A 12,359-nucleotide genomic window follows, 5' to 3' on the forward strand; every position below is an offset into this window, starting at 1 on the left:
GCTATTTAACGACTATTTAACGACAACTATATCAAATGCACAAGAGCATTGTAAACAGAAAGGGGTCTTTTCAATGAAAATCACAGCAATTCATCTTTATGCAATTCGTTTACCGCTTCAGAGTCCATTTATCGTAAGCTACGGCACTTATCCCGATATGCCTTCTATTATTGTAAAACTCGAAACTGATGAAGGCATTATTGGTTACGGAGAAGGAGTAGCTGACGAGCATGTTACAGGTGAAACATGGGAAAGCACCTTTCATGTGTTAAAGCACACATTAGCTCCTGCCTTGCTAGGTAAAAATCCAATGAATATCGAGAAAATACATGACATCATGAATCAAACTATTTACGGGGTGCCTACTGCCAAAGCTGCAATTGATATAGCTTGCTTTGATGTAATGGGGAAAAAACTCGGACAGCCTGTGTATCAATTGATTGGCGGACGCTATCATGAAAAATTCACAATTACCCATGTTTTAAGTATCGATTCCCCAGAAAGCATGGCGGAAGAAGCTGCTTCCATGATAAATAAAGGATACCAATCCTTTAAAATGAAAGTCGGGACAGATGTCAAAAAAGATGTTGAGAGAATTGAAGCTGTACGTGAACGAGTCGGAAATGATGTCGCAATTCGCGTTGATGTGAACCAAGGCTGGAAAAACAGTGCAACGACGTTAACCGCATTACGTTCACTTAAGCATTTGGACATTGATTGGATTGAACAGCCTGTTATAGCCGATGACATTGACGCAATGGCTCACATTCGATCAAAAACAGACCTTTCTCTTATGATTGACGAAGGATTAAAAGGCCCGCGTGAAATGCGCCAAATTATTCAAAAGCAAGCAGCTGATAAAGTGAACATTAAATTAATGAAATGCGGCGGAATCTATCCAGCTGTCAAACTAGCCCATCAAGCAGAAATGGCTGGTATTGAGTGTCAAATTGGTTCAATGGTTGAATCCTCTGTTGCCTCTTCCGCAGGATTCCATGTTGCTTTTTCTAAAAAAATCATTACAAGTGTTGAACTAACTGGACCATTAAAATTCACAAAAGATATTGGGAACCTCTCCTATGATGTCCCATTTATTCGCCTAACAGAAAAGCCTGGATTAGGCGTTGACGTTAATGAAGATATACTCAATGAGTTAACTGCTTTTCAAGATATTGTTCGCTAAAGGAGGCCAAATGATGAACATTCTTTATAAAGGAACGTTAAAACAAAACGAGCAACCATTCAAAGTCGCGCCATTATCTTTGCATCACATCGAGCAAATTTTATCCGTACAAGATGATGTAATTGAAGCGCTAGAAAACAAACAAAACTTACAGCCTCTTACATTAGAAGAATTTCAAAATATATTAACAGGAAATGGCTTAATGATCGGTGCTTTCGCAAACGAACAACTCATTGCGTTCCGTGCGCTCTTAATTCCACCTATCGATGAAGAGCATTTAGGATTGGATATTGGCTTACAAGGTGAGGAATTAGAACGGGTCATCTATCAAGAAGTATCAAATGTTCATCCAACTCACCAGGGAAACGGCCTTCAAAAAATGTTAGCGAAATTGATTATGGCGCAATTAAAACAAGTAGATAACAAATACGATTATGTCTGCTGCACTGTTGCACCGTTTAATATCCCTAGTTTAAAAGACAAATTCGCGCAAGGGATGGAAGTTGCTGCGCTGAAAGAAAAATATAGTGATCGGTTGCGGTATGTGTTTGTGAAAGAATTGCAGGGTAATAGACAAAAAGAATGGACGAACGTGAAGGAACTTCCAATGAGTGATACTACCGAGCAACAAAGACTACTGGCAAAGGGTTATCGTGGGTATGAGATGGAGTTTCGTGGTGGAGAGTATTGGGTGCGATTTGGGAAGTAAAATAACAATAGCGCATTTTCTAATATTATTTACTACGAAGAAATAAAAAGGTGAGATACTATTATCTGTAGTGTATCACCTTTTTTCAATGAAACATCCTTCTTAGAAAATGGTAGAGAGAACTTGATAACTTTCTCCTTCCACTTTTAATTGTATACTCGCCCTCTCTATAATTTCGAGCAGTTCCTTAAGTAATATTGATGAAATAATTCATCGGACCAACCCATTCGATGCTTTAGTTCAGTTAAATAGGCCAATATAATAATGGGGCCATCTGAATTGGACTGAAAAGAAACTCCTCTTTCTTGAAGATCATTTGCTAACGGAGTGATCATTTCAATATTTCCACTACGATAAGTCGCCTCACCAGCGGTAGAAACTTCCTTCGCAAATTTTAATAGACCTCTTTCATGCAAATTCGCTTTTTGTGACTCAGAAATGCCATACGCACAACTGAATAATACATCGATGTCCTTCAAGGTAAGTGCTTCTTTTCCAATAAATAAATTTTGTGTTTCTTTTCCGAACACCCGAATAATTGGAATTTCTCGTTCTTTTTCTTTCAAAGTATGCAAAATACTCATGTAATACCATGATTGGTCACGCTTTCCACGATTAAAACGCGCCCATATGGGATCGCCGTCTCTTTCTACGTCCTCTTGAATGGACCGTAAGTTATGTAATTTATCCGCGATGATTAAAGTAATTTCTTCATTCGAACGGTGTGGAAGAGATAGAATAGTATGTTTTTTTCGTTCTTCCCATGACAACGATTTATCTGGTTCTGAAGCCGCCTGAACCAATCTCAACACTTCTTCGCCAAAATGCTCGCACAACTCAGCCTCGGTTGTACTCGTATCTTCTAAAGTATCATGCAATAATCCTGCGGCAATCACTTCATCACGCTGCTTTGCTTTCTGTAAAATGAGTGCTACTCCAAATGGATGTATAATGTACGGAATATTAGTACCCTTGCGCATTTGACCTTCATGCTTAATAGCAGCAAACTGCATCGCTTTCTCAATTAATCGGCTCATGCCACTCATCTCCTTTCCATTCATTCATATTCATAACATAAACACCGCTCAGAATAAAATCTTCCGAGCGGTGTTTACTCCTCCAACTACTAAAACCATTCAATTTTACGAGATTCTTCTTTTACAGTTAGCGTTTCTTTAAATTAAACAAGCTGATTCAAAAGATACATTCATGAAAATTTTCAATTCAAAAGACTGTATCCTTAAAAGCTTAGATTCGGATAATGAATCACCGGAATCTGATGAATTTATACAATGTTATTTAATATAATATAAAACATGTACGTCTAACACGTAAATCCAGCTACCCCTCACTATTTTTTATCTACACTTCTCCTTTTTTGTAGATTAATTATATAACTGCTGAAAATTGATTCTTCTCTTTTTAATCTACATATGCATATTATAATTACATGTGTTTTTTGTATACAAATAAAAACACAGAAAGCAGGTAGAAAGTAATAGATAAATAATCAACGTTTTCATGAATATATTGAATTTCTATCCACTGAAGGGGAGATCGAGTCCTAATGATGCAAATGAAAAATTTCTTTCAAAGTAAAGGATTTCAAAGGTTGCTTGTGTTAATAATTTTAGCCCTTATATTATATGGGTTAAAAGGTATGATTAATTTAATATTGATTACCTTTATCCTTACATTTTTAATGGATCACTTTCAAAGGTTTATTTCTGAAAAGCTTAATCGTTTTGTACGGATAAATAGGAAAGTGATTATCGCTTTTTTATACATCGTTTTAGTTATGTTGATTGTTACCACGTTATATAAATATTTACCGGTCATTACCGTTCAAATTTCACAGTTAATTCATCAATTTCAAGTGTTCTTTAAGCGGCCACCTGATAATGAAATTATAAAATATTTGATTTCTACCCTTAAAGAGATGGAAGTATCAAAGTATATTGAACAAAGTGTCGATGTTATTTATCAGTCTTTAGCTAATATTGGGAAAGTAAGTTCGCAAATGTTTCTTTCCTTTATTTTAAGTTTGTTCTTCTTGTTAGAAAAAGAGCGTATTATAGCTTTCACTTCTAAATTTAAAGATAGTAAGCTTAGCTTTTTTTACAATGAGATTGCATATTTTGGACAGAAATTTGTACGTTCATTTGGAAAAGTTATTGAGGCACAGTTTTTAATCGCTGTGATAAATTGTATCCTTTCAGTTATTGCACTTTGGCTTTTAGGATTTCCGCAGCTCCTTGTATTAGCAGTAATGATTTTTTTACTTGGGCTCATCCCAGTTGCAGGTGTAATCATTTCGCTATTTCCACTTTGTATGATTGCCTATAATATTGGCGGGATTACATATGTAGTATATATTTTAATTCTCATTACAGTCATTCATGCGTTTGAAAGCTATTTTTTAAATCCAAAATTTATGTCTGCAAAAACGAATTTACCAATTTTCTATACGTCTATGATCCTTATATTTTCAGAGCATTTTTTTGGTGTGTGGGGGTTAATAATTGGGATTCCGATTTTTATCTTCTTGCTTGATGTACTTAACGTGAAGAATGAGGAGAAATCGTATGTAGATGTGGAATGATACCTCGAAGGCACGTAAAAAGCAATCCAAGTATATTGGATTGCTTTTTATCCCGCTATTCGTGGGGAATATTTGGTGCGGTTTAGGAAGGAAAATGGCTGAATCAGTCACGCCTCAGTTACTATAAGATGACGTGTTCTCATTACTTATTAAGCTCTAACAAATCCCTCTGTTTCAGATTTTTCCTTATTGTCTTTTTGCTCAACCTTATAACGATCTCCACCTACAAATAAGGAAACAAGCAATCCAATGATCCCAGCTACCATTGCCAATATAAAGCCATGATGCAATGCTGCTTCTAATGCCCCTCTCATGAATTCTACTAGCTGAGGAGGAAGCTGTGTATGATTTTGCATCAAGATTTCTGGTTTTGCTAATTTATCAATTTGATTAGCCGGCATTTTAGAGGATGCTGCAAAATCTATCATCTTTTCTTTTAAATCATTGTTCACAATGGTTGCCGTAATTGCAGCCCCCATCACACCACCAATACTTCTCCAGAACCCGACAACTGATGAAGCAATCCCCATATATTTCATATCAACGGATTGAGCGACAGCATTTTGTGCGACACTCATAAGCGGACCAAGAACAATTAATCCCATTGTGATCATCACAAGAGTTACTGTCAATTTCGCAGTATCATGTGTAATGTTACTAAGCATATAAGCTTCAAATATTCCAACTGCCATCGAAATTACCATGATAGTACGGAAAGGAACTTTCGTACAAAGGAAACCTCCTAAAATCGCACCAATCATAATTGGAAACATCATCGGTGTTAATACACCGTTTGAATTTTCATTCCCAATAATAGCTACTGAAAGAATGGGAAGATACGTAATCGCAGAGAACATGATTGCTCCCTGACAAAATACAACAATACTTGTGCCAAGCACCATTTTATTTTTAAAAATGGAAAGAGGTAAAATCGGTTCACTAGCCTTTCTTTCCACTAATATGAACAACACAATCGATATAGCCGCTGCACTGAACATTCCAATGATTTGAACGGAGTCCCAGGCATAATCCTTCCCGCCCCATTCTAAACCGAGAAGAAGTAAAACAGTTGAAGTAATTAATAAAACCGTTCCAAAATAATCCACTTTTGGTTTATGTTCTGATTTAGATTCTTTTAAAGAAAACAATAAAGTAACAATCGATAAAATGCCAAAAGGTACATTTACATAAAAGCACCATCTCCACCCTAACCAAGAGGCTTCAGAAATCCAAGTACCGATTTGTGGTCCAAGAACCGAGGATATACCAAATATCCCGGCAAACACACCGGACATTTTCGCTGCTTGCTTAGGATCTGTAGAAATTGAATAAATGATTGTGAATGAAATCGGAAAAATAGCTCCTGAGCCTATCCCTTGAATAACACGATACGCAATCAACTGATCTATATTTTGAGCAGTTCCACATAATGCCGAGCCAATTAGAAATAAACTGATCCCGAGTAAATAAAACAATTTTCTTCCAAATAAATCGCTCATTTTCCCAAACACAAGCATCGTACTCGTTGCCGCAAGCATATAAGCCGTAAAAACCCAGCTCATTTTATCAAATCCACCAATATCCTTAATGACTTGACTAATACTCGCAGAAACAATGGTGTTATCCAGAGATGACATAAAAAGTCCTAACGCCATAGCTACGATCACAAAAGGCATCCTTTTATTCTTTTCCATCGCGCTCTCTCCCCGTTTTTTCAATCGTATCCACTCAAATAGAATAACATTTTTCCATTAAATAACAATAAAATTCAGAAGTGATTTTTTGACAAAAAATGACTTCGTTTATAATGACATGCAGGTACTTACTATAATTACGCTTTGAAATTTACTTTATGTGGATTAATTATTGTTAAAGAAATATATTGATTCTATGTTTCTGTACATATAAAGAGAAGCCCACTTCCGGGAAGGAAGCGGGCTTCTTCTTATTGAAGTATTAATGTTGCTATGCATTCCATGTGAATAAAATGCAATTCAAGAAATATTTTCGTTAAGTTCCACTATTTAGATTTACTTCAAAACTTAGTTGAGCTCTGTAATAATTTCTACTAATTCGTTTACAAATGAATTGACACATTCCACTAAGAACGCTTCAATTGCCTCAAGCAATTGACTTTCTTCAATACGCTCTTGATAGTATTCAATTATATCACGCCTATACCCATTCCCTTGTCCCCACCTATGATTAGTTTTCCTCCAGAACTGTTCATTTTTTTCGAATGAAAATACATTTTTTTCAAATGTTTCATAAGCTTTCTGATTTATTAAATTAATTTTTTCTACATACAAATTCCCTATATCTTCAATTACCATTGTAATTGCAACTTCTTGCCTTGAACTTATGTTTGCAAAAGATTTTATATTGTTTAATTTATATAATGCATTATCCTTGATTTCCTTTAGTCGATATTTTACTAATTCCTCTATTCTAATTGCTCCTTCTAGATATATATCATGATAGTCATAAACTCCATACCTCAAATTTATTGCTCGTATAGTACTTGGATATTTATCTATAAAATAATTATTATAGATATTCCATACCTCTTCTTTAGCCTTAATATCATCTTGATAATATTCTTCAATTTCTCTAATAACCTTATTAACTTGATTTTTTGCATACTCATCATTCTCATGACTATATTTCAATTTTTGTAAATTATCCTTAATCTCTTCAACCTCTTTATCATACTTCTTAATTACATTTAAAACTATTGCATTAATTCGCTTTATAACCTCTCTTCTCTCATCCTGAATAATCTCATTCTTATATTTCTCTGCTTCAACTTTCCCACCATAATCCTCCAGATCGTCCATTGTTATTTCGAGTTTCTTCTCACTGTCTAAGAATCTTAAAGGATTATAAAACATAATGTTATTTTCATTAAAAGGGATTCTATTCTCTGTAAACTTTCGAATTATTTGTTTCCTTCTAATCTCAATACCTTCAACTTCATCCTCCACTGAACCATCTACTCCAACTACCAGGTTGGGTTCATTATTCCGAAAATTTACCAGGAAAATTAATCGGTCTATTAAGTTTAGAGTTTCATCATATGCATACGTATTAAGAAGATCAATCATAGATAAAGAGGGAGCAGCAAACTTATCAATTAAAATGACAATATTATTAGGTTCTTCTCTAAGAATTTTGAATAAATCTTTTCTATCACTATTAGCTGAAGAATCTAAACCTCTTGTATCAACTATCCTATTAATAAAGGGCAAATCATCAAAATTAAAAACTTCCTTGCTCAAGTGAATTTTTATAATTTTTGGAAGTGGTGCCACGTCTATTTTCCCAAGATTTAAATTCTTAAAAATACCCTTAATCCATAACAATTCATCTTTTTCAAATAAATCATTTCCAAATTCAAAATGCTTTTGAGAACGCCTTTCCAAATTAGCTCTTGTAATAACCTCATCTATGAACAAACCAAGCTCATTTTCTGCAAATTTTCTAGCCAGTTCTATCCCATGGTCTATTCGAATTTCATTGTCTCTAGTTTCTCTCAAGTTCGTCATATTACGACAAGCCCTCTCAATTTCTGGAGGTAATGGAACACTATCATCAAATTCATTTATGTTTTTATGGGCTTTCATAAAAATGTACTCTGCAAAAGATCTTAAATAATCAAAAAGGTCTTGTTCATTGACCTCTTCTATATTTATAAATGTTCTCCCAATTTGACTAGGAGCAATTTCTATGTCACAAATTGTTGTTGCTCCCGATCCAGTTTGTAAAATTTCCTCTACAACCTTAATATTCCTAGTTTTCCGTTTCTTAGTTGCCATATGTACTAAATTTAAAACCCTACATATATTGGTAGTTTTTCCTACACCTTTCTCCCCAATAAACACCAACGAAAAATCTAAATTACTATTATTTTTTAATAACTGAATTTTTTCTAACAGCTTATTATAAGTATTAACAGAAAGAGTAGCCTGAACACTATTTTTTTCCATTTCGCTTTTAATTTCATCTTCTATAGCTTCAATATCTGTTAATAATGTTTCAATACTCATAGATTCCCTCCAAAAACTTAATTTTCTTTAACCTTATTGATAAGATAAATTATATCTCCCTTTAACTCCAATATTTGTAATCTTCTATAACAATTTGGACAAAGTGCTACAAAAACAGCATCTTCTGAAGTAATTTTTATTCCCTGTGAGTTCACTTTATGTATTTCTAAATATGGAACTCCATCATTTCCAATAAAAGGAGCAAAACTATTACATAATTCACAATAACCATTTGCTCGCTTTAAAACTTCCTTTTTTATTTTTTCTTTTTCACTAATTTCTTTAAAATCTACATTTTCGATTAATTTCTGTATATGTTGGATTACATCTGGTTGACTCTCTTCATCATTACTATAAAAATAATCAATGCTTAGATTAAATATTTCAGATAATTTCATAGCTAAAGATAAATCCGGTCGCCTTACTCCCCTTTCATACATCCCGATAGCAGAAGGAGATAAATTAACTAATTTAGCAAGCTCTTGAATCGTCAAGGAATTCTTCCTACGCAATATACGAATTTTATAACCGTCAAAAGTTTCCATGTATTTAATTATACAAAATAGACAAAAAAACACAAGTGTGTTTTTTGATTATTCGTGCTTTTTGTTTTATTCTGATATTTACCGCGATTTATTCAAAAGCATTTAGTTAAATGACATATATTTCTTAATCCTTCATACAAGCCTTACTTTCCCTCTAAGCCCTTACTTGTTATCCAAGACACTTACCATAAAAAAGTAAGGTACTAATCAGCACTTTACTTTTTTATTAATCCTATTGACTTAAGCAAAACTCAACCAAGCCACACACTCCACATACATGCTCGGAGTGTATACAGCAATACAACGGGATGTTTGTGAGTTCAGTTATAAAAAAAAAGCAATTATAAACTAAAACTATAGTGCAATAATAATTGCTCCAACAATATCACTACTAAACCGTCATCTTCCAACTCGATAATGCTAACCAGTTTTCCATTTCCTTATAATCAGGCATTATCTTCCCGACAAGACGCCAAAAAGATCGATCATGATTTAAATGAACCATATGACACATTTCGTGAACGACTACGTAGTCAATTACCCGTTGTGGTGCCATTGCTAACTTCCAATTAAACGTTAACTGTAAATTTGAATCACAAGTTCCCCACGTACGACTACTATCTGTAATACGAATAGAACGCGGTTTTGTTTTGAAGTTACTTTGATGCGCTTTAATACTTTTCTCTACTAATGCCTTACACTGCTTATAGTAAAATCGCTTTAAAGCTTGTTGTATTTTCTCATCCTTAAGCTCTTTCACATAAATATATAGCTTATCTCCTTCAAAAACTGCGTTATCTTGCTCAATGCTTGTATCTTGGGAAATCTGTATCGGATACGTATTCCCTAGATACAGAAAGCCCTCTCCTTGATCATAAGCCTTTTCCTGTGGTCCACGCGCTCTCTCCTGCATTTCCTTACGTGTTTTCTGAATCCAATCCCATTTCTCTTCTAACAATTGGATTATATATTCAACAGGCGTCCCTTTCGGAGCTTGCACCTCAACATTTCCGTAAGAATCTACATAAATACGTACTGATTTTTTCTTCTTATAATTTATATGAAAATTAATTGTCTCACCTAAATATGTATGTATCATTTCATCACCTAAAGTATTCGTTCAAGTTATTTTTACAAATAAAAAAGAGTAGGCTACAAACGTCCTACTCTATCTATTATATCATTTACTGTTTCAACATAAATGTTACAACGCTTATTCCTTTCCTTAGCCTCTATACTTTACAGCTAATCCCTTTACGAAATTCCTTGCGTATCTATCGCCGCACTCTTTGTAATTCTTATGACCTTTCTTTCTTAATAGAGCGCCTAACTCTCCTTTTGTCACCTTAACTCCTACGCTGTCTAATATATCAAGCACATCTTCACTTGTTAATGAAAGTGCTATTTTCATTTTCTTTAGAAGAAGGTTATTGGCACTCTCATTACTCTGTAAAGGCATCGCTTGTCCAGCTGGTTGCCCTGGTTGCGGATCTTGCTTTCCTCTTTTTAAAGTAATAAATCCATTTAAAAATGACTCTAACATCATCATATCGCATGTTAATACGTAATCATCTTCGACTACATCAGCATTTTCAGCTTCATGCTGGGGACTTTTCTTTACTTTTGTAAGCATATCAACTACTTCTTCTTTCGTTACTTCAATGCCACCAAGTTTAAATATCTCTACCATATCTGTATCTTTTATATCCATAGCATATCTTACTCTTTTTAATATATCATTATTGCTCATTGCCATTGTTAGTCCTCCTAAATGTTGATTATTTATACAGAAGTTAAAGTCTATCCTCTAACATGCTTTAAACTATCATGTTTAATATAACCTTTTAGTTAATATCCGCTAAATTAATACTTTAACATTTTAAAGGTAGGTTTTATAGTCTTACCCGAACTTTTCTCTATCATTGTATCTATAGATCTCTTACGTGTTTGTTATATGCTTATGAAAAGATTCCCCTCATAACATTAACTAAAAGAAAAAACAGTGCTTTGATTTCTCAAATACACTGTTCTTTTTCAGCTCTACGCTTATTTTAAACTCAACCAAATCACACACTACACATACATTGATGCAATTCATTTCCCATCTAACTCTTTAAGAGTTATACCGTTTCACTATCCCCAGCCTTATCAACACTCTCTTCAAACTTATCAAGCAATGCACGCACTTCATCTGTTGATTTCGTGCTCATCAATTGATTTCTTAATTCAGCAGCTCCATGGAATCCTTTGACATAAATTTTGAAAAAGCGATGAAGCCCTGTGATTGAACGTGGTAGTACTTCCGCATATTGATCTTGAAGGTCAAGCTGCAGTCTTAAAAGATCAAGGTGTTCTTTACTGCTATGCTCTCTCGGCTCTTTTTCAAAAGCAAAAGGATTTTTAAAAATACCTCGCCCGATCATAACGCCATCAATACCATATTTTTCAGCAAGCTGCAGCCCAGTTTGACGGTCAGGAATGTCTCCATTGATTGTTAGTAGCGTATTTGGTGCAATACGGTCACGTAATTTTTTGATTTCCGGAATTAGCTCCCAATGCGCATCTACTTGGCTCATTTCTTCTCTTGTACGTAAATGAATAGAAAGGTTCGCAATATCCTGTTTTAAAATATGCGTTAACCACTCCTCCCACTCATTTAACTCCTTAAAGCCAAGTCGTGTTTTCACGCTGACAGGCAGTCCGCCCGCTTTTGCTGCTTGAATAAGTTCTGCCGCAACGTCTGGACGCAGAATAAGGCCACTACCTTTCCCTCTCGATGCCACATTCGGTACAGGGCAGCCCATATTAATATCGATGCCTTTAAATCCTAGCTCTGCCATGCCAATACTCATTTGACGGAAATATTCGGGATTATCCCCCCAAATATGTGCCACCATTGGCTGTTCATCTTCTGTAAAAATCAAACGGCCACGCACACTTTTCATGCCCTCTGGATGACAATAGCTATCCGAGTTTGTAAACTCTGTGAAAAATACATCCGGTCGACCGGCTTCACTTACTACGTGACGAAAAACAACATCTGTCACATCTTCCATTGGTGCAAGTACAAAAAATGGTCGTGGTAAATCACGCCAAAAATTATCTATCATTTCAAACTCAAATCCTCTCACTATGGATACAATTTCAAACTCTCGGTCAAAAAATATAAAGTGAAACTTTAATCAGTTGGGGTTTTCTTCATCCCCCACTGATTATTAGTTGAACCAATCGGACTTTTACGGGCAGTAATACTCCCACCTAACTTCTTTGCTTT

General features: G+C 34.7%; 10 protein-coding genes. 3 read left to right on the forward strand and 7 right to left on the reverse strand.

All coding sequences use genetic code 11. The features are described 5' to 3' along the window. The first annotated feature begins 73 nt into the window (after window positions 1–73). Both WAX78_RS20575 and WAX78_RS20580 read left to right on the forward strand, forming a co-directional pair. Window positions 74–1,183, forward strand: coding sequence for a mandelate racemase/muconate lactonizing enzyme family protein (locus tag WAX78_RS20575; RefSeq protein ID WP_336483876.1), 1,110 nt, complete (start codon window positions 74–76; stop codon window positions 1,181–1,183). A 13-nt stretch (window positions 1,184–1,196) separates the two neighbouring features. Then, window positions 1,197–1,892, forward strand: coding sequence for an N-acetyltransferase (locus WAX78_RS20580; protein ID WP_336483877.1), 696 nt, complete (start codon window positions 1,197–1,199; stop codon window positions 1,890–1,892). Between the two features lie 167 nt (window positions 1,893–2,059). On the opposite strand, the gene WAX78_RS20585 is transcribed toward WAX78_RS20580, so the two are convergent. Next, window positions 2,060–2,929 carry an HD domain-containing protein gene (locus WAX78_RS20585; RefSeq protein WP_336483879.1) on the reverse strand — a complete coding sequence of 290 codons (870 nt, stop codon included), beginning with the start codon at window positions 2,927–2,929 and terminating at the stop codon, window positions 2,060–2,062. Between the two features lie 530 nt (window positions 2,930–3,459). On the opposite strand from WAX78_RS20585, the gene WAX78_RS20590 reads away from it, so the two are divergent. Next, complete coding sequence (locus tag WAX78_RS20590) at window positions 3,460–4,494, forward strand: AI-2E family transporter (RefSeq protein WP_336483880.1); 1,035 nt, start codon at window positions 3,460–3,462, stop codon at window positions 4,492–4,494. Window positions 4,495–4,643: 149 nt separating this feature from the next. Here WAX78_RS20590 and WAX78_RS20595 read toward each other — a convergent pair whose 3' ends face one another. The 6 genes from WAX78_RS20595 to WAX78_RS20620 form a co-directional block, all read right to left on the reverse strand. After that, window positions 4,644–6,188, reverse strand: a complete 1,545-nt coding sequence (locus WAX78_RS20595) for a DHA2 family efflux MFS transporter permease subunit (RefSeq protein WP_336483881.1) — start codon at window positions 6,186–6,188, stop codon at window positions 4,644–4,646. A 348-nt stretch (window positions 6,189–6,536) separates the two neighbouring features. Next, entirely contained in the window at window positions 6,537–8,540 is a 2,004-nt protein-coding gene (locus tag WAX78_RS20600) for a hypothetical protein (RefSeq protein WP_336483882.1), read from the reverse strand. A gap of 17 nt (window positions 8,541–8,557) precedes the next feature. Further along, on the reverse strand, window positions 8,558–9,085 hold the full coding sequence (locus tag WAX78_RS20605) for a helix-turn-helix transcriptional regulator (RefSeq protein ID WP_336483883.1): 528 nt from the start codon (window positions 9,083–9,085) through the stop codon (window positions 8,558–8,560). A gap of 391 nt (window positions 9,086–9,476) precedes the next feature. Continuing rightward, window positions 9,477–10,184: a M48 family metallopeptidase gene (locus tag WAX78_RS20610; RefSeq protein ID WP_336483884.1), complete on the reverse strand. Its 708-nt coding sequence runs from the start codon at window positions 10,182–10,184 to the stop codon at window positions 9,477–9,479. Window positions 10,185–10,310: 126 nt separating this feature from the next. Continuing rightward, the gene (locus WAX78_RS20615) at window positions 10,311–10,841 is read right to left on the reverse strand and encodes a YehS family protein (RefSeq protein ID WP_336483886.1); all 531 of its coding nucleotides are present in this window, start codon (window positions 10,839–10,841) and stop codon (window positions 10,311–10,313) included. A 364-nt stretch (window positions 10,842–11,205) separates the two neighbouring features. After that, window positions 11,206–12,195, reverse strand: coding sequence for a tRNA dihydrouridine synthase (locus WAX78_RS20620; RefSeq protein ID WP_336483940.1), 990 nt, complete (start codon window positions 12,193–12,195; stop codon window positions 11,206–11,208). Window positions 12,196–12,359: the final 164 nt, after the last annotated feature.

It is taken from the genome of Bacillus yunxiaonensis (genome assembly GCF_037104695.1).
GTDB classification, from domain to species: domain Bacteria; phylum Bacillota; class Bacilli; order Bacillales; family Bacillaceae_G; genus Bacillus_A; species Bacillus_A yunxiaonensis.